This window comes from Streptomyces sp. NPDC100445, assembly GCF_044759735.1.
Classification (GTDB): domain Bacteria; phylum Actinomycetota; class Actinomycetes; order Streptomycetales; family Streptomycetaceae; genus Streptomyces.
The window spans coordinates 310,655-335,089 of sequence record NZ_JBIVZV010000006.1 but is presented as its reverse complement, the minus strand read 5'-3'; the positions used below and the strand labels follow the sequence as shown (position 1 = coordinate 335,089).

Here is a 24,435-nt window from a genome sequence, read left to right as displayed (position 1 = left end):
CGCCTCCCGGGCGCCCCGGGCGTCCCGCGGTCCGGGAAGGTCTGGCGCCGGAAAACTATCACCGCTAGTTTGTGTGTCGGACGACGCGGAACCGCCGGGAGGAAGCAGCATGAAGGCACACGACGCCCTGTACATCGACGGCGCCTGGCGCCCCGCCGACGGCGCGGACGTCATCGAGGTGGTCGACCCCGCCGACGAGCAGGTCATCGGCCGGGTCCCGGCGGGCAACGCCCTGGACGTCGACACCGCCGTCCGGGCCGCGCGCGCCGCCCTTCCCGGCTGGGCGGCCACGCCCCCGGCCGAGCGGGCCGCGCGGCTGGCCGCCCTGCGCGACGCCCTCACGGCCGGCGCGGACGAGATCGCCGCGACGGTCACCGCCGAACTGGGCTCGCCCCCGCAGTTCTCCCGGGCCGTGCACGTCGGCATGCCGATCGCGGTCGCCGACTCCTACGCCGGGCTGGCCGCCACCCACGCCTTCGAGGAGCGGGTCGGCAACTCCACCGTGCTGCACGAACCGGTCGGCGTGGTCGGCGCGATCACCCCCTGGAACTACCCCCTCCACCAGATCGTCGCCAAGGTCGCCCCCGCGCTCGCCGCGGGCTGCACGGTTGTCCTCAAACCCGCCGAGGACACCCCGCTCACCGCCCAGCTGTTCGCCGGGGCGGTGCACCAGGCGGGCGTACCCGCGGGCGTGTTCAACCTGGTCACCGGCCTCGGACCGGTCGCCGGCCAGGCCCTCGCCGAGCACCCGGGCGTCGACCTGCTCTCCTTCACCGGCTCCACTGCGGTGGGCCGGCGGATCGGCGCGGTGGCGGGCGCGGCCGTGAAGAAGGTAGCCCTGGAACTCGGCGGCAAGTCCGCCAACGTCATCCTGCCCGGTGCCGACCTGGCCCGGGCGGTCAACGTCGGGGTGGCCAACGTGATGGCCAACTCCGGCCAGACGTGCAGCGCCTGGACCCGGATGCTGGTCCACCGCGACCGGTACGAGGAGGCCGTCGAGCTGGCCGCGGCCGCCGCCGTCAAGTACGCCGAGCGCATCGGCCCGGTGGTCAGCGCCGCCCAGCGGGACAGGGTGCGCGGCTACATCGAGAAGGGCGTCACCGAGGGCGCCCGCCTGGTCGCGGGCGGTCCCGAAGCACCGCGCGAGCAGGGCTACTTCGTCAGCCCGACCGTCTTCGCGGACGTCACCCCGGAGATGACCGTCGCCCAGGAGGAGATCTTCGGGCCGGTCCTGTCGATCCTGCGCTACGACGACGAGGACGACGCCCTGCGCATCGCCAACGGCACGGTGTACGGTCTCGCGGGCGCCGTCTGGGCCGCCGACGAGGCCGAGGCGGTGGCCTTCGCCCGCCGCATGGACACCGGCCAGGTCGACATCAACGGCGGCCGGTTCAACCCGCTCGCGCCCTTCGGCGGCTACAAGCAGTCCGGGGTCGGCCGGGAACTCGGCGCGCACGGACTCGCCGAGTACCTCCAGACCAAGTCCCTCCAGTTCTAAGGGAGTCCGAGACCCATGGCCGTACGAGCCGCCGTCCTGCCCGCCATCGGCGCCCCGCTGGAGATCACCGGCATCGAGCTGCCCGACCCGGGCCCCGGGCAGGTTCGGGTCCGCCTCGCCGCCGCCGGCGTCTGTCACTCCGACCTGTCCCTGGCGAACGGCACCATGCGGGTGCCGGTCCCGGCCGTCCTCGGCCACGAGGGCGCCGGCACGGTCGTCGCCGTCGGCGAGGGCGTCACCCACGTCGCGCCCGGCGCGTCCGTGGTCCTCAACTGGGCGCCGTCCTGCGGCACCTGCCACGCCTGCGAGCTCGGCGAGGTCTGGCTGTGCGCCAACGCCCTGAACGGCGCCGCGGGCGTGCACGCCCGCACCGCCGACGGCACCGACCTGCACCCCGGCCTCAACGTCGCCGCGTTCGCCGAGGAGACGGTGGTCGCCGCGTCCTGCGTACTGCCGCTGCCTCAGGGAGTGCCGCTGGTGGACGCCGCCCTCCTCGGCTGCGCCGTGCTCACCGGGTACGGCGCCGTCCACCACTCGGCGAAGGTCCGGCCCGGCGAGACGGTCGCCGTGTTCGGCGTCGGCGGGGTCGGCCTCGCCACCCTCCAGTCGGCCCGCATCGCGGGCGCCTCCCGGATCGTCGCGGTCGACGTCTCCCCCGGCAAGGAGGAACTGGCCCGCGCGGCCGGCGCCACGGACTACGTCCTCGCCTCCGACACCACCGCGCGCGAGATCCGCGCCCTCACCGGGAAACAGGGCGTCGACGTCTCCGTGGAGTGCGCGGGCCGCGCCGTCTCCATCCGGGCGGCCTGGGAGTCCACCCGCCGGGGCGGCCGCACGACGGTCGTCGGCATCGGCGGCAAGGACGAGCAGGTCACCTTCAACGCGCTGGAACTCTTCCACTGGGGCCGCACCCTGTCCGGCTGCGTCTACGGCAACAGCGACCCGGCCCGCGACCTGCCCGTCCTCGCCGCGCACGTCCGGGAGGGCCGCCTGGACCTCACCCGGCTGGTGACCGAGCGGATCACCCTGGAGGGCATCCCGGCGGCCTTCGACAACATGCTGGCGGGCAAGGGGGGCCGGGCGCTGGTCGTGTTCTGAGGGCGCGCGGCCGCCGGGGCGGGCCGGTGCGCTACGCGCCCTCCCGCACCTGCCGGTACTGCTGCGCGAGCCCGTCCAGCAGCGCGCCGAGCCCCGTCTCGAAGGCCCGCTCGTCGATCTTCTCCTGCTGCTCGGCGAGCAGGTGCGCCTGGCCGAGGTGGGGGTAGTCGGCCGGGTCGTAGGCGCTGGCGTCGTCCACGAAGCCGCCGGCGAAGGAACCGAGCGCCGAGCCCATGATGAAGTACCGCATCAGCGCGCCGATGGAGGTCGCCTGCGCCGGCGGCCAGCCGGCGTCGACCATCGCGCCGTAGACCGCGTCGGCCAGGCGCAGCGCGGCGGGGCGGCGGCCGGGGCCCCGGGCGAGGACCGGGACGATGTTGGGGTGGTCGCGCAGGGCTGCCCGGTAGGAGACGGCCCAGTCGTGCAGCGCGGTCCGCCATTCCCGGCCGTCCTCGAACATCGACAGGTCCACCAGAGCGCTCACCGAGTCCGCGACCGCCTCCAGGATCTCGTCCTTGGTGGCGAAGTGGTTGTAGAGCGAGGGACCGCTCACGCCCAGTTCGGCGGCGAGCCGGCGCGTGGAGACGGCCGCGAGCCCCTCGCGGTCCACGAGGTCCCGGGCGGTCTCGACGATCCGGTCGGTACTGAGGAGGGGCTTGCGCGGTCGGGCCATGGCGCACATAGTAGGGCTGGAATCAGAAACTAGCAGTGCTAATTTAAATGTACGGAATTCAAGAACCATCTGGTGTGGGGTGATCTCGTGGTGAACCTGATGCTCAGCGAGGAGCAGACGGCCGTACGGCAGCTCGCCCGGGACTTCGTGGAGCGCGAGATCGCCCCGCACGTCGTCGCCTGGGACCGCGCCGAGGAGGTCGACCGGGGCATCGTGAAGAAGCTCGGTGAGCTGGGCTTCCTCGGCCTGACCGTCGACGAGGAGTACGGCGGCTCGGGCGGCGACCACCTCGCCTACTGCCTGGTCACCGAGGAGCTCGGCCGTGGCGACTCCTCGGTCCGCGGCATCGTGTCCGTCTCCCTCGGCCTCGTCGCCAAGACGATCGCCGCCTGGGGGAGCGAGGAGCACAAGCGGCGCTGGCTGCCCGGCCTCACCTCCGGGGAGTACGTCGGCTGCTTCGGCCTCACCGAGCCGGGCACGGGGTCCGACGCGGGCAGCCTCACCACGCGGGCCGTCCGCGACGGCGGCGACTACGTCATCAACGGCACCAAGATGTTCATCACCAACGGCACCTGGGCCGACGTCGTCCTGCTCTTCGCGCGCTCCACCGATGCCCCCGGCCACAAGGGCGTCTCCGCCTTCCTCGTCCCCGCGGACACCCCCGGCCTGACCCGCCGCACCGTCCACGGCAAGCTCGGCCTGCGCGGCCAGGCCACCGCCGAGCTGGTCCTCGAGGACGTCCGGGTGCCCGCCTCCGCCCTGCTCGGCCAGGAGGGCAAGGGCTTCTCCGTCGCCATGTCCGCGCTGGCCAAGGGCCGGATGTCGGTGGCCGCGGGCTGCGTCGGCATCGCCCAGGCCGCACTGGACGCGGCCGTGCGGTACGCCGGCGAGCGCGAGCAGTTCGGCAAGCCCATCGCCCGCCACCAGCTGGTGCAGGAGCTGATCAGCGACATCGCCGTGGACGTGGACGCGGCCCGGCTGCTGACCTGGCGGGTCGCCGACCTCGTGGACCGCGGCGAACCGTTCGCCGTCGAGTCCTCCAAGGCCAAGCTGTTCGCCTCCGAGGCCGCCGTCCGCGCCGCCAACAACGCCCTCCAGGTGTTCGGCGGCTACGGCTACATAGACGAGTACCCGGTCGGCAAACTCCTGCGCGACGCCCGGGTGATGACCCTCTACGAGGGCACCAGCCAGATCCAGAAGCTGCTCATCGGGCGCGCCCTGACCGGTGTCTCGGCGTTCTGAGTACGTCCCCTGAGTATCCCGGCGGATGTGGCGCGCGCCGCGTCCGCCGATGCTGTGTCCCATGAGTGACACACCGGTCAAGCAGCAGAGCACGGCCGCCTTCCACGGCCAGGCCGTCGCCTCCTTCGCCCTCGCCCTGACGGCCACCGCCATCGGCGTCTACCGGCTGGACGCCGGCGCCTGGGTCCGCGGCTTCCTCGCCATCGCCGTCCTCTACCTCGTCACCTCCGCCTTCACCCTCGCCAAGGTCGTCCGGGACCGCCAGGAGGCCGGGTACCTCGTCAGCCGCGTCGACCAGGCACGCCTGGAGAAGCTGCTCGCCGCACACGACCCCTTCGACAAGCCCTGAGGCACCGCAGGCGCCGGTGACCTGGCCGGGCGGCCACACTAAGCGCCCGCTCACTGTCGGCGGTATGGTGGTGCTCCTGTCACGAGAGGGGCGAACGAGCGATGAGTACGGCGGAGGAGACGACCGGCGGCGAAGTGGAGCCGTGGGAAGAGGTCACCCCGGACGCGGCCCGGCGGCTGCTCGTCGCCGCCGTGGAGGCCTTCGCCGAGCGGGGCTACCACGCGACGACCACCCGTGACATCGCGAGCCGCGCCGGCATGAGCCCGGCCGCGCTCTACATCCACTACAAGACCAAGGAAGAGCTGCTCCACCGGATCAGCCGGATAGGCCACGACAAGGCCCTCGACATCCTGCGCACGGCGGCCGGCCGCGAGGGCCGCGCCTCGGAGCGGCTGGCCGACGCGGTCAGCTCCTTCGTCCGCTGGCACGCGGGCCGGCGGACGACCGCGCGGGTCGTGCAGTACGAACTCGACGCCCTCGGTCCCGACGCCCGCGCCGAGATCGTCGCGCTGCGCCGCCAGGTCGACGCCGAGGTGCGCGGCATCATCGAGGACGGCGTGGCCTCGGGCGAGTTCGACGTGCCGGACGTGCAGGGCACCACGCTCGCCGTGCTGTCGCTGTGCATCGACGTGGCCCGGTGGTTCACCGTGAACGGCCCGCGCACCCCCGAGGAGGTCGGCGCGCTCTACGCCGACCTCGTCCTGCGGATGGTGGGGGCCGGATAGCCGCCCCGGGGGCTCAGAGGTAGTAGCGGGACACCGACTCGGCGACGCACACCGGCTTGTCGCCGCCCTCGCGCTCCACGGTGAACGCGACCGTCACCTGCACCCCGCCGGTCACGTCCGCCACGTCGGTGATCGTCGCCGTGGCGCGCAGCCGGGAGCCGACGGGGACCGGGGCGGGGAAGCGGACCTTGTTGGTCCCGTAGTTGACGCCCATCTTCACGCCCTCCACCCGGATGAGCTGCGGCCCGAACAGCGGCAGCAGCGACAGGGTGAGGTAGCCGTGGGCGATCGTGGTGCCGAACGGCCCGGCGGCGGCCTTCTCCGGGTCCACGTGGATCCACTGGTGGTCCCCGGTCGCCTCGGCGAACAGGTCGATCCGCTTCTGGTCGACCTCCACCCAGTCGGTGTGGCCCAGTTGCTCGCCCACGGCCGCCCTCAGTTCGTCGGGGGAGGTGAAGATCCTCGGTTCTGTCATGTTCCCGGCCTCTCGCTCGCGTCTCTAAGCAACTGCTTAGCATGGTCGGGTGGGAGGGCGATGTCAACGGACGGCCCGGCGGCCGGGTGGGTAATCTCTGAGAGGTGCCCCAGATTCCGGAGAAGATCCACGAGCTGACCGTCGGCCAGTTGTCCGCGCGCAGCGGCGCCGCGGTGTCCGCCCTGCACTTCTACGAGGCCAAGGGCCTGATCTCCAGCCGGCGCACCCCGGGCAACCAGCGTCGCTACAGCCGCGACACGCTGCGCCGGGTCGCGTTCGTCCGCGCGTCCCAGCGGGTCGGCATCCCCCTCGCCACGATCCGCGAGGCCCTGTCCCGACTCCCGGAGGAACGGACGCCGACCCGGGAGGACTGGGCGCGGCTGTCGGAGGAGTGGCGCTCCGAACTGGAGGAGCGCATACAGCAGCTGAACCGGCTGCGGGACCACCTGGCCGACTGCATCGGGTGCGGCTGCCTGTCCCTGGAGAACTGCGTCCTGTCCAACCCGGACGACGTCTTCGGCGACCGCCTGACAGGCTCCCGACTCCTGCCGGAGAACCACTGACCCCGAGGGCCCACGAACAGAGCACCGACGCCGCGCTCTCCGGCCCCCCGCCTCAGCCGCCTGCGCTGCCGCCCGCCCGGCCGCCCGCTCTGCGGGACCGGTGAGCGGGGCGGCACCGCCGAGTCGCGCACCCGGTTGTCCGGGACCGGTACCGGTCGGCTGTTCGACTCTCGGCGGAGGCCGCTGACTCCGGCGGGCCGGGAACCGAGCGCCGGCGCCGCGCTCTTCGGCCACCGCCCCGCCCGTCTACGCGGCCGGCCCCCCGCCTCGGCCTGCGCTGCCGCCCGCCCGCCCGCCCGCTCCGGGGGACCGGCGAGCGGCGCGGGACGGCGGAGTCCCGCGCCCGCTCTGCCGAGACCGGCGCCGGGCGGTTGCGGGGCTCCTGGTGGGTGGCCGCCGGCACGACGGAGCGTCGTTCTTCAGCCGCCGCGCCGACCATCTGCCCGGCCGCTCCGGGGGACCGGCGAGCGGGGTGGCACCGCCGAGTCCCGCATCCGGCCGTCCGGTACTGGACCGCTGCGCGACTCCTGGCGGAGGACCGCTGACCTGGCGGGCTGCGGACGGAGTGCCGGCGCCGCGCTCTTCGCCCGACGCGCGCCGAACGTCTGCCTGGCCGCCCGTTCCGAGGGACCGGCGAGCGGCGCGGGACGGCGGAGTCGCACACTCGGCGTCCGGGACCTGTACTTGCCGGTTGCGCGGCTGCTGGCGGCGGGCCGCTGGCACCGGCGGGCCGCGCACGGTGCGCCGCTCTCGGTCACCCCGCCGACCTTCTGCCCGGCCGTTCCGCGGGACGGGCGCGCTGGGCGGTACCGCCGAGTCGCGCACCCGATCGTGCGCGACCGGTGTCGGACGGCTGCGCGCCCCCGGGCGGGCGCGGTCCCGGCGCGCGCCGGACGCACGCCCACGGGAGAGCACCGCCGGCTCGGCGTCCAACCCCGCCGGGCGGCGGGACAGGGGTGGGGGACTCAGGTGCGCGCCAGCGGTGCGACGGGCCGGCGTCCGCGTCTCGGCGGTCACCGGATCCGCGTCGATCACCTCGCGCGGTACGCGCACCGCGACGCGCCCCCGGTGGCGGGCCGGATGCCTGCCGAGCAGTTCCTCGGTGCCGTCCCTGTGCCGGGCGGCACCGGTCACGCGCCGTGGGCGACCGGATCCGGCCGCGCCCAGGCGCCGGTCGTCATCCGACCCGCGTCCGCTTCGCTTCCCGTGCCGGTGCGAGGGCGCGCGGCCATCGGCGGCCGGTGGTGCCGAACGACACCGGTGACCGCGTCGGCCGCCGCGTCGACGGGGTGCGGCACCCCCTGCGCACCCCGCGACACCCACCGGGTGCGGGCCCGTCGGCCCTGTCACCGCTCAGGCCGTCATGAGCAGGCGCTCCCGCCTGGCGTACTCCAGCGCCCGCGGGGTGAGTACCGGTAGCGGCACGAGGATGCCGCAGTCCGCGCAGACCGGGCCGGACGACGGCTCGTGGTCCAGGCCGTACCGCCACACCAGGCGCTCCCCGTCGCACACCGGGCAGGACGAGCCCGGTGCCCGCTCCAGCGCGGCGATCAGCCGGCGCAGCACCACCGCCAGCGGCTCGTCGGGGTGGACCCGCGGGTCGTCGCACCAGGCGACGCCGAAACCGCCCCAGGTCATCCGGTGCCAGTCGTCGACGCTGCCCGGCCGGCGCAGCCCGTCGTGCTTCTCCTTCCTGCGCCGCTCCGTGAAGTCGCTCTCGTAGGCGAGCCAGACGTCACGGGCCTCCTCCAGTTCCTCCAGCGCGGCCACGAGCCGCGCCGGATCGGGGGAGCGGTCCTCCGGGCCGAACCCCGCCCGGGAGCACAGATGGTCCCAGGTCGCGCGATGCCCGTAAGGGGCGAACTTCTCGAGGCACTTGCGCAGTGAGTACCGCCGCAGCGCCAGATCACAGCGCGGATCGCGTACTTGTCTCGCCAGACTCCGGAAACCTGCCATCGTCCTGCACCTCCGTCACACCTGCACCTGCACCTGCACTCCGGTCACTTCGGCGTCGTCGCACGGACGTCGCCGAATAGACGTATCGACAGGCGATTCGGCTCCATCTCTTCTCCGGATCTCCTCGCGGACTCCCGAAAGTGACGCATGTTCACCTTTGAACGTGGGGATACCGGCGGTAACGTTCGGCCACCCCCAGTCGCTAGGAGCCGCCATGCCACGGCGAAGTCCACGTACTGCCCCTGACAGACTGAGAACGTCCCGACCTCTTCCCGGGTTCCTGAAGACCGCGTCCGTATGCGTCCTCGTCGCCGGTCTCCTCTCTCCCTTCACCCGGACAGCGGCGGCGGCGACCGACGCGGCCGCCCCGAACGACTACTGCGGCGGCCAGTGTTCGGACATCGTGCCGCCCGGCGAGAACGGCAACGCGACCCTCGCGCAGATCCTCCTCAACCAGGCCTTCGGCACCCAGCCCGCGCACGCGGAGGACCAGCTCGGCCCCTACGCCAACCTGGCCACCGGCTACAAGACGCTCACCGACGCCACCGTCAACACCTTCTTCAACGACGCCTCGTTCGGCGTCCCGGCCGGCCAGGTCGCCTCCACCGAGAAGCCGGCCGGCCGCGGCGACGTGATCATCGTGCGCGACAAGAAGGCCGGCGTGCCCCACATCACCGGCACCACCCGCTACGGCACCGAGTTCGGCGCCGGTTACGCGGCGGCCGAGGACCGGCTGTGGCTGATGGACGTCTTCCGGCACGTGGGCCGCGGCGAGCTGACCTCCTTCGCGGGCGGCGCCCCCGCCAACCAGGGCCTGGAGCAGCAGTTCTACCGCGACGCGCCCTACACCGAGGCCGACCTCCAGGCCCAGATCGACAACGCGGTCGCGAAGAACGGGGCGCGCGGGCGGCAGGCCCTCGACGACGTCGACGCCTATCTCGCCGGCATCAACGCCTACATCGACGCCTCCGACAGCGGCCGTTACTTCCCCGGCGAGTACGTCCTGACCGGACACAAGGACTCGATCACCAACGCCGGCACGATAGACCACTTCAAGGTCACCGACATGGTGGCCCTCGCCTCGGTCGTCGGTTCCCTGTTCGGCTCCGGCGGGGGCGGCGAGGTCGACAACGCGCTGTCCCTGCTCGCCGCCCAGGCCAAGTACGGCGTCGAGGAGGGCACCCGGGTCTGGGAGTCCTTCCGCGAGCGCAACGACCCCGAGGCCGCCCTCACCGTCCACGACGGCCGCAGCTTCCCCTACGCCGCCAAGCCCGCCGACGCCCAGGGCGGGGCCCTGCCCGACCCGGGCTCGGTGACCGGGGAACCACTGGTGTACGACCGCACGGGCAGCGCCGCCTCGGCGAGCGCCCGCAGGTCCTCCGCCACGGCCGCCACGGCGACGCTCGGCTCGGCCCGACGGGGCATGTCCAACGCCCTCGTGGTGAGCGGCGCCCACACCGCGAGCGGCCACCCGGTCGCCGTCTTCGGCCCGCAGACCGGCTACTTCGCCCCGCAGCTGCTCATGCTCCAGGAGATACAGGGCCCGGGCATCAGCGCTCGCGGCGCGTCCTTCGCGGGGCTCGGCATGTACGTGGAACTCGGCCGCGGCCAGGACTACTCCTGGAGCGCCACCACCTCCGGCCAGGACATCATCGACACCTACGCCGTCGAACTGTGCCAGGACGACCACCACTACCTGTACCACGGCACCTGCACCGCCATGGACCAGGTCGAGCGGAAGAACGCCTGGAAACCGACGGTGGCCGACGGCACGGCCGCGGGGTCGTACACCATGCGGGTGTGGCGCACGAAGTACGGTCCGGTGACCTACCGGGCGACCGTCGGCGGCAAGAAGGTCGCCTACACCACCCTGCGCTCCTCCTACCTGCACGAGGCCGACTCGATCATCGGCTTCCAGATGCTCAACGACCCCGACTACGTCAAGGGTCCGGAGGACTTCCAGAGCGCCGCGCGGCACATCAACTTCACCTTCAACTGGTTCTACGCCGACTCCCGGCACACCGCCTACTACAACAGCGGTGACAACCCCGTCCGGGCGGACGGCGTCGACGCCGAGTTCCCCGTCTGGGCCCGCCCGGCCTACGAGTGGCGGAACTGGGACCCCGCCACCAACACGGCCGACTACACCCCGGCCTCGGCACACCCCAATTCCGTCGACCAGGACTACTACATCTCCTGGAACAACAAGCAGGCCGAGGACTACACCACCGCGTCCTGGGGCGACGGCTCCGTGCACCGCGGCGACCTGCTGGACGACCGCGTCAAGAAGCTCGTCTCGGCCGGCGGGGTGACCCGGACGAAACTGGTGCAGGCCATGGCCGACGCGGGCCTCACCGACCTGCGCGCCGAGGACGTGCTGCCCGAACTGCTGAAGGTGGTCGACACCGCGCCGGTCACCGACCCCGCCGCCGCGGCGGCCGTGGGCAAGCTCAAGGCCTGGGTGGCCGCGGGCGCCAAGCGCACCGAGACGTCGCCCGGTTCGAAGACGTACGCCGACGCCGACGCCGTCCGTGTCCTGGACGCCTGGTGGCCGCTGCTGGTGAAGGCGGAGTTCGAGCCGGGACTCGGCAGCGACCTGTACACCGCGATCACCCACAGCCTGCCGGTCGACGAGGCGCCCTCCGCTGGCCACGGCCCGACCGGGTCGCACGCCGGCAGCTCCTTCCAGTACGGCTGGTGGAGCTATGTCGACAAGGACATCCGCGCGGTGCTCGGTGAGTCCGTCCGGGGCGGCCTGGCCCACACGTACTGCGGCGGCGGCGGACTCGGCGCCTGCCGGGACGTCCTGCTCGGCACGCTGAAGCAGGCGGCCGGCCTGACCGCCGCGCAGGTCTACCCCGGCGACGACCAGTGCTCGGCCGGCGACCAGTGGTGCGCCGACTCGATCGCGCAGCGCACCCTGGGCGGCATCAAGCACGGCCGGATCAGCTGGCAGAACCGGCCCACCTACCAGCAGGTCGTGGAGTACACCTCACACCGCTGAGGCGGCACGGGCGGCGGGTCAGCGGATGCGGCCCGCCGCCACCACCAGCCGCGCCAGCTCGGGGTGCACGATGTCGCTGTGCGCCCCGGTCGGCGCGCCCCCGCGCCGCACCACGGACGCCGCGTCGACGTTCACGCACCCCGACGCGGGCAGCGCACCGCCGAGCGCCGCCGCCAGGTCCAGCCGCGCGGTGCCCGGCACCCCCTGCGCCCCGTCGTGGCCCAGGGCGCCCCAGCGCGGGCCCAGGACGGCCGCGATCTCGCTGCCCAGGCAGGAACGGTCGTCCCCGGCGAGCCGGGAGGCCAGCGGGTAGAACGTGCCGAGCGCCGCGTCGAAGTGCGAGTAGCAGCACACCACCGGGCCGTCGACACGCCGCTGCCCGTCCTTCAGCGCCCCCGCCCGGTCGGGGGCGTGGGGCAGCCGGGCGGTGAACGCGTAGTGCGAGAAGGCGCCCTGGAGCAGGGTCACCGACTTGACGGTGTCCACCCCCTCGGGCAGCCCGCGCAGCGCGAACGCCACCAGCCGCCCGCCGAAACTGTGCCCGACCAGGTGCACCCGCACCCCGGGCGCCACCGCCGCCAGCCGCCCGAGCAGCGGCCCCAGCCCCCGCTCGCCCACCGTCCCGGCCCGCACCTTCATCTGGTGGTACGTCAGCTGCCGCAACAGCTCCTTGGCGCCGTCCCACGGGTTCGGCAGACTGAACCGCGCGGCACCGCCCGCCGTGTCGAGCGCGGCCAGCGCCTCCGCGAACTGCTCGCACGCGGCCACCGGATCACCGCCGAGGACCAGCGGATCACCGTCCTCGTCGGTGTCGGCGGTCCCCGCCGGGCCGCCCTCCGCGAGCCCCCGCGCCAGCCGGCCGAACTCGGCCAGCCCCGAAGCGCCGTCGGGACGTACCTCCAGCATCCGGTCCAGCCGGTCCACCACCGCCGCCCGGCCGGGGAAGGTGTCCGCGAGCGCCCGCCGGGTGCCCTCGTCCAGTCCCCGGCCCGGTGCCGCCGCGCCCACCGCCGCCGCCGGGCCGGGGAAGTCCGGGATCGGCTCGTCGCTGAACCGCATCGACGGCCAGATCACCCCCGCGTACCCGAGCCGGGCCTTCGGCGCGAGCTTCGGGAACGGGGCGAGGAAACGCCGGTAGAGCGCGGTGGCCCCCGACCGGTCGTTGTTCCAGCCGTGCGCGAACACGACCAGGTCGCGCACGCCGCGCCCGGCGATCTCCGCCAGCAGCCGGTCGCGTTCGGGGCCGTCACCGTCCCCGTCCGCGTCGAAGGTCAGCTCCCAGTAGGGAGTCACGCCCGTTCCAGGATCCGTCATGCCAGCTCCCTCGTCCCCGACGACCGTGTGGTGCGCCCGTATCGTCCTGCGGGGGCGAGGGGTTGGCCATACGGCGCGGCTCAGTCGTAGAGGAGGTATTCCCTCCGGGTCCGCCGGAACGCGGCCAGTTCGTCCTGCCAGGCGCCCACCACCTCGTCGGTGCCGGCGCCCGCGTCGATCATCGTGCGCACCCGGGCCGAACCGGTGAGCTTGTCGATCCAGTCGTCGGACCGCCAGGCGAAGCCGTCCCACACCCGTCGGGCGGTCACCAGCAGCGCGATCCCGGTGCGTACGGGGTCGTAGGCGGCCCGGTCGGTCACGTGGATCTGCACCCCGCCGACCGTCACCCCCTGGAACTTCGAGAACGTCGGCGTGAAGTACGCCTCCCGCAACCGCACGCCCGGCAGCCCCAGCGCGCCGGCGGCGGCGGCCCAGCGGCCGTCGACGCCCTCGGCGCCGAGGAGTTCGAACGGCCGGGTCGTGCCGCGCCCCTCGGAGAGGCTGGTGCCCTCGAACAGGCAGGTGCCGGAGTACACCAGCGCCGTGTCCGGGGTCGGCATGTTCGGGCTCGGCGGCACCCAGGGCAGGCCGCACTCGTCCCAGAACGCGTCGCGCCGCCAGCCCGACATCCGGACGGTCTCCAGGGCGACGGGCGTGGCCAGGAACTCCCCGTTGAACAGGAGGGCCAGTTCCGCGACGGTCATCCCGTGCGCCTGGGCGATCGGCTGCCGGCCGACGAAGGTGGCGAACTCCCGGTGCAGGACCGGTCCCCGGGCCTCGCGGCCGGTCACCGGGTTCGGGCGGTCCAGGACGACGAAGCGCAGGCCGGCGAGCTGGGCCGCCTCCATGCAGTCGTAGAGCGTCCACACGTAGGTGTAGAACCGGGCGCCGACGTCCTGGATGTCGAAGACGACCGTGTCGACGCCGGAGGTGGTGAAGACGTCGGCGAGCGCCCGGCCGCTCTTCAGATAGGTGTCGTAGACGGGGAGGCCGGTCGCGGGGTCGTCGTGGCGCCCCTCGGAGCCGCCCGCCTGCGCGGTGCCCCGGAAGCCGTGTTCCGGGCCGAAGACCGCGGTCAGCCGGACGCGGGGGTCGGCGTGCAGGACGTCGACGATGTGGCGGGTGTCCCGGGTGATGCCGGTGGGGTTGGTGACGACGCCGACGCGCCGGCCCGCCAGCAGCGCGTACCCGTCGGCCGCCAGTCTCTCGAAGCCGGTGCGCACCGGCTCCCGGTGCCGCGACGGGGCGGGGACGGTCCCGGGACCGCCGTGCCGGGAGGCGGCGGGGGCGGCCGGGGGTCCGCCGGGCCGGGCCGTCACGGGGACGGCCGCCACCGCGGCCGATCCGAGCAGGTTGCGTCGGGACAGGTGCATGGGATGGCCTCCGTGGGGTTGGAAGGTACCGGCAGGTCCGTGGTGGCTCGCGCGGTTCCCCGCCTCCCCCCGAGGGTGGCGCGGTCACCCTTTCCCTTATACATACCGACTGGTTAGTCTGTCCGGAAGAGCCGCGCGCGCCGCGCGAGAGTCGTGTCGAAGGAGACCGATGGTGGAAGCCGTGCAGGATGCGGGAGTGATCGTCACCGGAGCGGGCGGCGGGATCGGGGCCGCGCTGGCCCGGCGGTTCGCCGCCGAGGGCGCCCGGGTGGTGGTCAACGACCTGGACGCCGGCCGGGCCGAGGCCGTCGCCGCGGAGATCGGCGGGATCGCCGTGCCCGGCGACGCCTCCGCGATCGTCGGACCGGCCCGGGACGCGCTCGGCGGCACGGTCGACGTGTACTGCGCCAACGCCGGTGTCGCCTTCGAGGACGGCGACCTCGGCGGCCCCCTGGACGAGTACTCCTGGGCGACGTCCTGGGACGTGAACCTGATGGCCCACGTCCGCGCGGCCCACGCCCTGCTGCCGGACTGGGTGGAGCGCGGCGCCGGCCGGTTCGTGTCCACCGTCTCCGCCGCCGGCCTGCTGACGATGATCGGTGCCCCCTCGTACAGCGTGACCAAGCACGGCGCCCTCGCCTTCGCCGAATGGCTGTCGCTGACCTACCGCCACCGGGGGGTCAAAGTCCATGCCATCTGCCCGCAGGGCGTGCGCACCGACATGCTGTCCGCCACCGGCACCGCGGGCGACCTGGTGCTGCGGCCCACCGCGATCGAACCCGAGGACGTCGCCGAGGCGCTGTTCCGGGGCATCGAGGAGGACCGCTTCCTGATCCTCCCGCACCCCGAGGTCGCCGGCTTCCACCAGTCGCGCGCCGCGGACCCGGACCGCTGGCTCGCCACCATGAACCACATCCAGCAGAAGTGGGAGGCCGGCCGGTGACCGCGTCCCGCTACGCCGCCCGCCCCTGGCTCGCCCTGCTCGACGAGGCCCAGCGCGCCCCCGTCGACCCCGCCGACTCGCTCGTGCACGCGCTGCGCGCGGCCGTCGCGAAGGCCCCGGACCGCACCTTCCTCGCCTACTTCGACGGGCGCCTGAGCTACCGCGAGGCCGACGTGCTGAGCGACGGCGTCGCCGCCCACCTCGCCGCCCGCGGCCTGGCCTGCGGCGACCGGGTGGCCGTCCTGCTCCAGAACTCCCCGCACTTCGTGCTCGCGGTCCTCGGCGCCTGGAAGGCGGGCGCGACCGTCGTCCCGGTGAACCCCATGTACAAGGCGGGCGAGGTCGGGCATGTCCTGCGGGACGGCGAGGTGACCGCCCTGATCTGCTCCGACCGGGCCTGGGACTCCTACCTGCGGGAGACGGCCACCGGTTCACCGGTGCGGATCGTCCTGACCGCCTGCGAGCGGGACTTCCAGACCCGCGACGACCCGCGCGTGCTGTCCTTCGACCGGCTGCCCCCGGCCGCGGACGCCGACGACCTGACCGCCGTGGCCCGGCGCGGCGGCCACGCCCCCGCGGACCGCGCGCCGCGCCCGGAGGACATCGCGCTGATCAGCTACACCTCCGGCACCAGCGGCACCCCCAAGGGCGCCACCAACACGCACGCCAACATCATGCACAACGCCGAGCGGCAGGCCACCGGGCTCGGCCTGCCCCAGCCGCCCGTCTACCACGCCCTCGCGCCGCTGTTCCACATCACCGGCATGGTCTGCCAGTTCGGCGCCTGCCTGGACAGCGCGGGCACCCTGGTGCTCACCTACCGCTTCGAGCCCGGTGTCGTCCTGGAGGCCTTCACCGAGCACCGCCCGCACTACACGGTCGGCCCCTCCACCGCCTACATGGCGCTCGCCGCCCACCCGGGCGTCACCCGCGACCACTTCGCCTCCTTCACCCACCTCTCCTCCGGCGGCGCCCCCGTGCCGCCCGCCCTGGTGGAGAGGTTCCGCGAGCGCTTCGGGCCGTACATCCGCGTCGGCTACGGCCTCACCGAGTGCACCGCACCCTGCGCCTCCGTCCCGCCCGGCCTGGAGGCACCCGTGGACCCGGTCTCCGGGACGCTCTCCGTCGGCCTGCCCGGCGCGGACACGGTGGTGCGCGTCCTGGACGAGCGGGGCGAGGAGGTGCCCTTCGGGGAACACGGCGAGATCGTCGTACGGGGTCCCCAGGTGGTGCCCGGCTACTGGCGGCGCCCCGACGCCACCGCCGAGACCTTCCCCGACGGCGAGCTGCGCACCGGCGACATCGGCTTCATGGACCAGCGGGGCTGGCTCTACGTCGTCGACCGCAAGAAGGACATGATCAACGCCTCCGGCTTCAAGGTGTGGCCGCGCGAGGTCGAGGACGTCCTGTACACCCATCCGGCGGTGCGCGAGGCGGCCGTCGTCGGCGTGCCCGACGGATACCGTGGCGAGACCGTCAAGGCCTACATCAGCCTGCGGCCGGGAGCCGAGGCGGACCCGGACGAACTCGCCGGGTACTGCAAGGAGAGACTGGCCGCCTACAAGTATCCGCGTCAGGTGGAGATCCTGCCCGAACTGCCCAAGACGGCGAGTGGGAAGATCCTCCGTCGGGAACTGCGTTCCCGCACCGACGACTAGCAGCAGACCGGAAGGCAGGTGGCGGCAGTGCCCAGGACGACCGACGGAGACGGTGCGCCCGTCCCGCAGCGGCTGCTGGCCGCCGCCACCCGACTCTTCGCCGAACGCGGCTACGACCGCACCTCCGTGCAGGAGATCGTGGAGGCGGCCGGCGTCACCAAGGGCGCGCTGTACCACTACTTCGGCTCCAAGGACGACCTGCTGCACGAGGTGTACGCGCGCGTGCTGCGCGTCCAGCAGGAGCGCCTGGACCACTTCGCCGGCCTGGACGCGCCCGTGGACAAGCGGCTCAGGGACGCGGCGGCCGACGTGGTCGTCACCACGATCGACAACCTCGACGACGCGATGATCTTCTTCCGGTCCATGCACCACCTGAGCCCGGAGAAGAACAAGCAGGTCCGCGCCGAGCGCCGGCTCTACCACGAGCGGTTCCGCGCGCTCATCGAGGAGGGCCAGAAGGAGGGGGTCTTCTCCACCGCGACCCCCGCCGACCTGGTGGTGGACTACCACTTCGGCTCCGTCCACCACCTGTCCACCTGGTACCGCCCCGGCGGCCCCCTCACCCCCCAGGAGGTCGCCGACCACCTCGCCGACCTCCTGCTGCGGGCCCTGCGCCCCTGAACGGGCCCCGCACCGGCCGGTCAGTCGATGATCTCCCGGAAGAACAGGACCGCCGACGCGGCCGTGCCGCCGCCCACGCTCACCGCCACCGGCCACACGTCCCCGGCCAGCGCCGACAGGACGGTGGCCCCGACCCCGGCCAGCGCCGCGAGCAGGAACACCACCGCGGCCCGTTGCGTGAGCAGCGGCCCGGCCCGCTCCGGCCGCGGCCCGTCCCGCTCGGGCGACGGCCGGCCCGCCGGGGGCACCCCGGTGCTCCTCACCGGACGTCGCCGGCCCGGACGGGCACCGGGTCCTGGGACAGCGGGTCCACGCCGTCCAGCTCCGTCAGCCGCCACGGGTCCTGCGCCGGACGGACGACCGTGAACGCGACACGGCCGTCCGCGCCCGCCCGGACGCCGTACACGGCGGGCTCCGGAAGGCTGTTGTACTTGAACGGCGTGGAGAAGTAATACGCTCCGGTGTCCGGCACCACCACCAGGTCGCCCGGCTCCAGGGCGGGCAGCGCGCGGTCCCGGGCCAGCAGGTCCCCGGCGAAGCAGGCGGGACCGGCGACGTCCTGGCGTACCGGCCGCCCCCGCTTGGCCGCGCCGGACGGGTCGTGCGCCTCGATCCGCAGCGGCCAGGCGTCGGGACCGAACACGGTCCGGGTGGCGACCTGCACGCCGGCGTGCGTCACCGCGATCGGCCGGCCGCCCGCGGTCTTGGTGTACTCGACGTACGCGGCCATGAAGCCGTTCTTCGCCATCACGGACCGGCCGAACTCGGTGACGATCGCGTACCCGCCCTCGAACAGTCGCGGGGCGTGCGTCCGCAGCTGGTCCACGTACGCGTCGAACCCGGGGGTGACCTCGTCGTCGGCGAAGTTGACGGGCAGGCCGCCGCCGATGTCGATGCCCGCGATCCTGCCCGCCCCGAACGCGGCCGTCACCTGGTCGGCGAACTCCACCGCCTGCGCCACCCCGCGGGCCATCAGGTCCAGCGGGCAGCCCTGGGACCCGGTGTGGGTGTGCACCCAGCTCAGCCACGGATAGGTGCCGAACGCCCGCATCAGCCGTTCGCGGTTGCCCGGGTCCGTGAGCGGGACACCGAACTTCGACGTGCTCGTGGCGGTGCTCATCGCCGCGATGGAGCCGCCGCCGACCTGGCAGTTGAGGCGCACCCCGATCCGCGAGACCGGCGCCCGGCCGCCGAGCAGCCGGTCGATCCGCTCCAGTTCCTGGAAGCTGTCCGCGTTGACGGCCACCCCCAGCTCCAGCGCCCGCTCCAGCTCCGCCCGGGTCTTGGCGGGGGAGTCGAAGACGATCCGGTCGGCCGGGAACCCGGCCGCCAGCGCCCGGGCCAGCTCACCGCCGGTCGCGACCTCGCAGCCCATGCCCAGCCGGGCCAGCTCCGCCAGGACGGGCACGAGGCAGTTGGCCTTCGCGGCGAAGGTGTGCAGGACACCGGGCACCTCCGGGGAGCCGGGGAAGGCGTCGTCGAGCGCCCGGACGGTGGCCGCGACGGCGTCGAGGTCGACGAAGGCGGCCAGCAGCGACTCCTCCGGGTCCAGCAGCCTCTGCCGCACGGCCTCCTGGAGGACGTGTGCGCGCCGTACGGTGTCGAGGGGCACAGCGGTCATGGTGAACCTTCCGGTCTGGGACGAGGCGGCCGGGGCCTGTCTCCCCGGCGTGTTCCCAGACTGCGGGCCGCGCACCTGCCCCGTCATCGTCGGTTCCGCAAAGGCTCACCCCCCGAGCCGGCGCCCGGACCGGGCGGCCGGTCCGGTCGGACTCCGCCGTTGTGCGCGGCGACGAGGACGGCGCCCCCCGTTGGTGCGGGCGCACGAAACGCGCCGTGGGCACGCCCGTACGACGGGTCACGCCCCCGCGTCCGGATCCCCGAGCCGTAGCTGTAACTGCGCCAGCAGACGCGCGTCCGGGCTGCCGAGGTCCAGGTCCGAGACCGCGGTGATCCGGCCCAGCCGGTACCGCAGGCTGTTGGGGTGGACCGACAGCGCGTGGGCCGCCGCGGACACGTCACCGAAGTGGTCGAGGTAGGCGCGCAGCGACGCCACCAGCTGGCCTCCGCCCGGTCCGGCGTCGGACGCGGCCAGCCGCGCCACCGAGGTCCCCGGCGGCAGCTCCAGGTCCCGCAGCGCCTCCAGCACCCGCAGTACGCCGATCGTGTCGGCCACGTCCGCCACCCGGGCGACCGTGCGGTCGCCCCCGGTCCGGACGAGCGCCCGCAGGGCCTGCTCGGCGGTCCGGCGCGACTCCGCGGCCCGCGCCAGCGCCGACACCACCTCGCCCAGACCGGCCCGCACCGGTGTGCCCGTCGCGGCGGACAGCTGCGCGGTCAGCGACGTCCCCAGCTTCGTCAGCTGCTCACGCGCCGCGGCCGGGTCCGGGTCCAGCGAGGCGACCAGCACCAGCGCCCGGCCGCCGGCCGGCACCACCACGATCCGGTGGCCGAGCGCCGCGCAGTGCAGGGCCAGCGGGCCGTACAGCCGCGACGGGTCGTCCGCCGGTGCCTGTCCGGGCTCGCCCGCCCCGAATCCCACCGCCAGCACGGCACAGGGCTCCTGCGCCGGCAGCGACGCCCGCGCGGCCAGCACCTCGGCCGAGCCGCGCTCCTCCAGCAGCGCCCGCGCCGCGTCCTCCACCAGCCGGCTGTCCGCGCCGCGCGTGCGGTGGTGCAGCAGATGGGCGGCGGCCTCCCGGGACGCCGCGCGCAGCGCCTCGGACGCGTTCGGGGACAGCGGCCGGCCGCCGACCGCGGCCACCCAGACCGATCCCAGCACCTCACCGCCCGCGCGGACGGCGCACACCAGACGCTCGGGGTCGTCGCCCTGCGCCCTGCGGTGCAGCACGTCGTCCGCCGTCCACAGGGCGCGGAAGAAACCGGCGTCCCGCATGGCGGCCACCCGCCAGGGGGGAACACGCCGCCCGAGGATGGTCAGCCGGCGCATCTCGTCCACGTTCTCCTCCGTCGAGGAGAACGCCAGCACCCGGGAGTCGGTGTCCTCGATGGTCACCGAGCCGCCGACCAGCGCGGCCACCGCGTCGGCCAGCGCGTCCAGGTCCCCCAGGGCCGGCCCGGGGGCCGCTGCCGACGGCGCCGCCCCCGCCGCGGCCAGCCCGGCCCGCAGCACCACGACCAGCTCGTCCCAGCGGTACCAGGTGCGGAAGAACACCGCCGTACCGGCCTCCCGGGCCGCTGCCCGCAGCGCACCCGCGGCGCCCTCCGGGCGGTCCGGGCCGAAGACCACACCGGCGGCGCCGGCGTCACCGGCCCGGCGCAGGACGTCCACCGCCTGCGGCGAGCCGGCACCGACACCGACCGCGAGCACCAGCTCCCGGGGCCGGACCGCAGGGTCCAGCACGTCCAGGACGGCGACCCCGCCGACGGCCACGTCCAGCCCGCCGGGAGCCGTGTCCAGCTCCAGCGCCCCCGGCCCCACCACCGACAGCAGACGCTCCAGGGTCACCTTGTCCCCGCCCCACCCCGGGTGTTCCCGCGAATCGGCCACGCTTCCCCCTCGCCCCACCGCACGGCCGTGCCCGGCCGGCGTCCGGAAGGGGTACGACACCACAGCCCGCCCCCGCACTCAACAGCGCACGGAAACACCCGACGCGCCGCCTACGTGCCCCCCGGGGGCGGGGCCGGCGGGGCGTGGACACGGCTCCCCGGTCGGCCGGTGGGGAGGCCCGCTGGACGGCGTCCGCGACACGCGCCTGCGGCTCGATCGGTGCCTGTGCGCGGCGCGTCCGCCCGGCCCGGTGAGTCGGTGGCGGCCCTGGGCATGGGTGGGACGGCCCGGTGACCGGGCGGCGGCCGTGCGTGGGAGGTGGGGGCGGGGTAGGCGGGGTGGGCCGGTCCGGCGGGGGAGGGCGTGGGCCTCTCGTGTCGGGACGGTCCTCGGCCGGTGGGGAGGCCCGGCCGGGCGGCGTCCGTGAGACGCGTCCGCGGCTTGGGCGGAGGGTGACCGGTGGCCGTGCGCGCCGCGTCCGCCCGGCCCGGTGAGTCGGCGGCGGTCCTGGGCATGGGTGGGACGGCCCGGTGGGCGGCGTGGGGCCGGGCGAAGGATTACCCGGCGGCGGCCACGCGCGGGAGGCGGCGGCGTAGCCGGGGTGGGTCGGCCCGGCGGCGCGACGGCGCGGGCCTCTCGTGTCGGGACGGTCCTCGGCCGGTGGCTGGAGGTCACGCGGGGCGGCCCGGTCGGGGGCGGCCCGGTGGACCGGACCACGCGGCCCGGTCCACCGGGCCGTCCCCACGGCGGGACGCCGACCGTGCCCGCTGCCTGGTCCGCCGCCGGCCCACCTCCGGTCGGATCCGCTCCCCGATGCCACCGACCGGGCCACCGGCTGCTCCCGCCGAGGCCGTGCCCGTACCCGTCCCCGGCGGCGGGAGTCCGGCGCCCGGGTAGGGGGTTCGGCCCCGCCTCGCACGGGCCCCGGCCCCTGCCTGCCCCCGGCTCCCGCTCCCGCGGGGTACGGGGGCCGCACCGGCCGGGGGTGTCAGGTGTGCTTCCTCAGTTCCCTGCGGGCCAGCGAACGCTGGTGCACCTCGTCCGGGCCGTCGGCCAGCATCAGCGTGCGGGCGCTGGCGTACAGCTCGGCGAGCGGGTGGTCCTGGCTCACCCCGCCCGCGCCGTGCAGCTGGATGGCGCGGTCGAGGATGCCGACCACCGCCCGCGGCGTGGCGATCTTGATGGCCTGGATCTCCGTGTGGGCGCCCCGGTTGCCGACGGTGTCCATCAGCCACGCCGTCTTCAGCACCAGCAGCCGCAGCTGCTCCACGGTGACCCGCGCGTCGGCGATCCAGTTCTGCACCACCCCCTGCTGGGCCAGCGTCTTGCCGAACGCGGTACGCGACACCGCCCGCCGGCACATCAGCTCGATCGCCCGCTCGGCCATGCCGATCAGCCGCATGCAGTGGTGGATGCGGCCGGGGCCGAGCCGGGCCTGGGCGATGGCGAAACCGCCGCCCTCCTCACCGACCAGGTTGGCCACCGGCACGCGCGCGCGGTCGAAGACGACCTCGGCGTGCCCGCCGTGCGAGTGGTCCTCGTACCCGAACACCCGCATGGCGCGCCGCACGGTGACGCCCGGGGTGTCGCGCGGGACCAGCACCATGGACTGCTGGCGGCGGATGTCCGCCCCGTCCGGGTCGGTCTTGCCCATGACGATGAAGATCCGGCAGTCCGGGTTCATCGCCCCGGAGATGTACCACTTGCGGCCGGTGACGACGTACTCGTCGCCGTCCCGCTCGATGTGCGTGGTGATGTTCGTGGCGTCGGAGGAGGCCACCTCCGGCTCGGTCATCGCGAACGCCGAGCGGATCTCACCGGCGAGCAGCGGCTCCAGCCAGCGCTTCTTCTGCTCCTCGGTGCCGAACTGGGCGAGCACCTCCATGTTCCCGGTGTCGGGCGCGGCGCAGTTGGTCGCGGTGGGCGCGAGGTGCGGGGAACGGCCGGTGATCTCGGCGAGCGGCGCGTACTGGAGGTTGGTCAGCCCGGCACCGTACTCGGAGTCGGGCAGGAACAGGTTCCACAGTCCCTGCCTGCGGGCCTCGGCCTTCAGCTCCTCGACGACGGCCGGCGTGTCCCAGGGGGAGGCCAGCTCGGCGCGCTGCTCCTCGGCGACGGCCTCGGCGGGGTGGACGTACTCGTCCATGAAGGCGAGGAGCCTGGTGCGCAGCTCCTCGGTGCGCGCGTCGAACGCGAAGTCCATGGCGGTCAGCCTTCCTGAAGGGTGGTCAGTCCGTGGTCGATGAAGACGGGGACGAGTTCGCCGATGCGGTCGAAGCCGCGGCCGACCGTCTGGCCCAGCGTGTACCGGTAGTGGATGCCCTCCAGGATCACGGCGAGCTTGAACCAGGCGAACGCCGTGTACCAGGAGACGGCCGAGACGTCGCGGCCCGAACGCGCGGCGTACCGCTCGATCAGCTCCCGCGGGGACGGGTGCCCCGGTGCCTCGGCGGTGGTGGAGACGGGGGAGTCCGGCATGCCGAGCGGCGCGCTGTACATCACCAGCAGGCCCAGGTCGGTCAGCGGGTCCCCGAGGGTGGACATCTCCCAGTCGAGGATCGCCCTGATCCGGTCGTCGTCGCCGATCAGGACGTTGTCCAGGCGGTAGTCGCCGTGGACGACGGCCGGGGCGGGGGAGACCGGCAGCGCCCGCCCGAGGGCGGCGTGCAGCTCGTCGATGCCGGGCAGGTCGCGGTTGCGGGAGGCGTCCAGCTGCTTGCCCCAGCGGCGCAGCTGCCGGTCGAGGAAGCCCTCCGGACGGCCGAAGTCGGCGAGGCCCACCTCGGCGGGGTCCACCGCGTGCAGTTCGACCAGCGTGTCCACGAGGGAGAGCACCGCCGCGCGGGTGCGTTCCGCGCCGAGCGGGGCGAGCTGCCCGGCGGTGCGGTACGGGGTGCCCTCGACGAACTCCATGACGTAGAACGGCGCGCCGAGCACGTCCTCGTCCTCGCACAGCAGCACCGGCCGCGGCACCGGCACCCGGGTGGGGTGCAGGGCGCTGATCACCCGGTGCTCGCGCCGCATGTCGTGCGCGGTGGCCAGCACGTGGCCGAGCGGGGGCCGGCGCACGACCCACCGCCCGGTGCCGTCGGAGAGCGCGTAGGTGAGGTTGGACCGTCCGCCCTCGATCAGCCGGCCGGTCAGGGGGCCGCTGACCAGACCGGGGCGCTCGCGGTCGAGCAGGACGCGCAGCCGGTCCAGGTCGAGTCCGGGCGGGTGGTCGGCGCTCATACATCACTCCTACGAACGGGTGGAACACGACCCGACTCATGATGCCGACCGGTCGGTATGTCGTCCAGTGCGGGAGCCGAACGCGAGGTGAAACGTGACCGGAGCCACGATAGGCCGCCCGCGCCCCCGGACGCGCCGGACGGGCCGCTCGCACCCTCGGACGCGCCGCCGACCGGACGGTGCCCACCGGACCCCGGTTGC

Annotated in this window: 20 protein-coding genes; 10 read left to right on the top strand and 10 right to left on the bottom strand. The window is 74.2% G+C overall.

The genetic code is table 11. The features are described from left to right. The first annotated feature begins 109 nt into the window (after positions 1-109). On the top strand, positions 110-1,498 hold the full coding sequence (locus ACIQVT_RS17830; RefSeq protein WP_403753844.1) for an aldehyde dehydrogenase family protein: 1,389 nt from the start codon (positions 110-112) through the stop codon (positions 1,496-1,498). Positions 1,499-1,513: 15 nt separating this feature from the next. Further along, a complete protein-coding gene (locus ACIQVT_RS17825; protein ID WP_403753841.1) occupies positions 1,514-2,596 on the top strand; it encodes a Zn-dependent alcohol dehydrogenase in 1,083 nt (360 codons plus the stop codon). Positions 2,597-2,627: 31 nt separating this feature from the next. On the opposite strand, the gene ACIQVT_RS17820 is transcribed toward ACIQVT_RS17825, so the two are convergent. Next, the gene (locus ACIQVT_RS17820; RefSeq protein WP_403753838.1) at positions 2,628-3,269 is read right to left on the bottom strand and encodes a TetR/AcrR family transcriptional regulator; all 642 of its coding nucleotides are present in this window, start codon (positions 3,267-3,269) and stop codon (positions 2,628-2,630) included. A gap of 90 nt (positions 3,270-3,359) precedes the next feature. On the opposite strand from ACIQVT_RS17820, the gene ACIQVT_RS17815 reads away from it, so the two are divergent. From ACIQVT_RS17815 to ACIQVT_RS17805, 3 genes are all read left to right on the top strand, one after another. Then, the gene (locus ACIQVT_RS17815) at positions 3,360-4,511 is read left to right on the top strand and encodes an acyl-CoA dehydrogenase family protein (protein WP_403754098.1); all 1,152 of its coding nucleotides are present in this window, start codon (positions 3,360-3,362) and stop codon (positions 4,509-4,511) included. A gap of 61 nt (positions 4,512-4,572) precedes the next feature. Next, the gene (locus ACIQVT_RS17810) at positions 4,573-4,860 is read left to right on the top strand and encodes a YiaA/YiaB family inner membrane protein (protein WP_403753834.1); all 288 of its coding nucleotides are present in this window, start codon (positions 4,573-4,575) and stop codon (positions 4,858-4,860) included. Between the two features lie 101 nt (positions 4,861-4,961). Next, a complete protein-coding gene (locus tag ACIQVT_RS17805) occupies positions 4,962-5,585 on the top strand; it encodes a TetR/AcrR family transcriptional regulator (RefSeq protein ID WP_403753831.1) in 624 nt (207 codons plus the stop codon). A gap of 13 nt (positions 5,586-5,598) precedes the next feature. Here the strand turns inward: ACIQVT_RS17805 and ACIQVT_RS17800 are convergent, their stop codons facing one another. Continuing rightward, the gene (locus tag ACIQVT_RS17800) at positions 5,599-6,060 is read right to left on the bottom strand and encodes a MaoC family dehydratase (RefSeq protein ID WP_403753828.1); all 462 of its coding nucleotides are present in this window, start codon (positions 6,058-6,060) and stop codon (positions 5,599-5,601) included. A gap of 104 nt (positions 6,061-6,164) precedes the next feature. Here ACIQVT_RS17800 and soxR point away from each other — a divergent pair, with 104 nt between their 5' ends. Next, entirely contained in the window at positions 6,165-6,623 is a 459-nt protein-coding gene (soxR, locus tag ACIQVT_RS17795; RefSeq protein WP_403753825.1) for a redox-sensitive transcriptional activator SoxR, read from the top strand. A gap of 1,353 nt (positions 6,624-7,976) precedes the next feature. Here the strand turns inward: soxR and ACIQVT_RS17790 are convergent. Then, positions 7,977-8,579 carry a hypothetical protein gene (locus ACIQVT_RS17790; RefSeq protein WP_403753823.1) on the bottom strand — a complete coding sequence of 201 codons (603 nt, stop codon included), beginning with the start codon at positions 8,577-8,579 and terminating at the stop codon, positions 7,977-7,979. A 214-nt stretch (positions 8,580-8,793) separates the two neighbouring features. Between ACIQVT_RS17790 and ACIQVT_RS17785 the strand changes: the two genes are divergently transcribed. Then, positions 8,794-11,583, top strand: coding sequence for a penicillin acylase family protein (locus tag ACIQVT_RS17785; RefSeq protein WP_403753820.1), 2,790 nt, complete (start codon positions 8,794-8,796; stop codon positions 11,581-11,583). Between the two features lie 18 nt (positions 11,584-11,601). Here the strand turns inward: ACIQVT_RS17785 and ACIQVT_RS17780 are convergent, their stop codons facing one another. Together ACIQVT_RS17780 and ACIQVT_RS17775 are read right to left on the bottom strand one after the other, a co-directional pair. Next, positions 11,602-12,897 carry a serine-threonine protein kinase gene (locus tag ACIQVT_RS17780; protein WP_403753818.1) on the bottom strand — a complete coding sequence of 432 codons (1,296 nt, stop codon included), beginning with the start codon at positions 12,895-12,897 and terminating at the stop codon, positions 11,602-11,604. A gap of 80 nt (positions 12,898-12,977) precedes the next feature. Further along, complete coding sequence (locus ACIQVT_RS17775; RefSeq protein WP_403753815.1) at positions 12,978-14,270, bottom strand: exo-beta-N-acetylmuramidase NamZ domain-containing protein; 1,293 nt, start codon at positions 14,268-14,270, stop codon at positions 12,978-12,980. Positions 14,271-14,439: 169 nt separating this feature from the next. Between ACIQVT_RS17775 and ACIQVT_RS17770 the strand changes: the two genes are divergently transcribed. Genes ACIQVT_RS17770 through ACIQVT_RS17760 form a run of 3 tightly spaced genes read left to right on the top strand, consistent with a single transcriptional unit; the run spans position 14,440 to position 17,492 of the window. Continuing rightward, positions 14,440-15,213, top strand: a complete 774-nt coding sequence (locus ACIQVT_RS17770; RefSeq protein WP_403753812.1) for an SDR family oxidoreductase — start codon at positions 14,440-14,442, stop codon at positions 15,211-15,213. Beyond that, a complete protein-coding gene (locus ACIQVT_RS17765; protein ID WP_403753809.1) occupies positions 15,210-16,871 on the top strand; it encodes a class I adenylate-forming enzyme family protein in 1,662 nt (553 codons plus the stop codon). Before ACIQVT_RS17770 ends, ACIQVT_RS17765 begins: the two co-directional genes overlap by 4 nt. A 27-nt stretch (positions 16,872-16,898) precedes the next feature. Next, positions 16,899-17,492: a TetR/AcrR family transcriptional regulator gene (locus ACIQVT_RS17760; RefSeq protein WP_403753806.1), complete on the top strand. Its 594-nt coding sequence runs from the start codon at positions 16,899-16,901 to the stop codon at positions 17,490-17,492. 20 nt (positions 17,493-17,512) lie between these two features. Here the strand turns inward: ACIQVT_RS17760 and ACIQVT_RS17755 are convergent, their stop codons facing one another. The 5 genes from ACIQVT_RS17755 to ACIQVT_RS17735 all read right to left on the bottom strand — a co-directional run bounded on the left by ACIQVT_RS17755 (position 17,513) and on the right by ACIQVT_RS17735 (position 24,234). Continuing rightward, a complete protein-coding gene (locus ACIQVT_RS17755) occupies positions 17,513-17,740 on the bottom strand; it encodes a hypothetical protein (RefSeq protein WP_403753803.1) in 228 nt (75 codons plus the stop codon). Between the two features lie 11 nt (positions 17,741-17,751). Then, positions 17,752-19,113, bottom strand: a complete 1,362-nt coding sequence (locus ACIQVT_RS17750) for a diaminopimelate decarboxylase (RefSeq protein WP_403753800.1) — start codon at positions 19,111-19,113, stop codon at positions 17,752-17,754. A 237-nt stretch (positions 19,114-19,350) separates the two neighbouring features. Continuing rightward, on the bottom strand, positions 19,351-21,003 hold the full coding sequence (locus ACIQVT_RS17745) for a helix-turn-helix domain-containing protein (RefSeq protein WP_403753797.1): 1,653 nt from the start codon (positions 21,001-21,003) through the stop codon (positions 19,351-19,353). A 988-nt stretch (positions 21,004-21,991) separates the two neighbouring features. Then, positions 21,992-23,206, bottom strand: coding sequence for an acyl-CoA dehydrogenase family protein (locus tag ACIQVT_RS17740; protein ID WP_403753795.1), 1,215 nt, complete (start codon positions 23,204-23,206; stop codon positions 21,992-21,994). A gap of 5 nt (positions 23,207-23,211) precedes the next feature. Further along, positions 23,212-24,234, bottom strand: coding sequence for a phosphotransferase family protein (locus tag ACIQVT_RS17735; RefSeq protein ID WP_403753792.1), 1,023 nt, complete (start codon positions 24,232-24,234; stop codon positions 23,212-23,214). Positions 24,235-24,435: the final 201 nt, after the last annotated feature.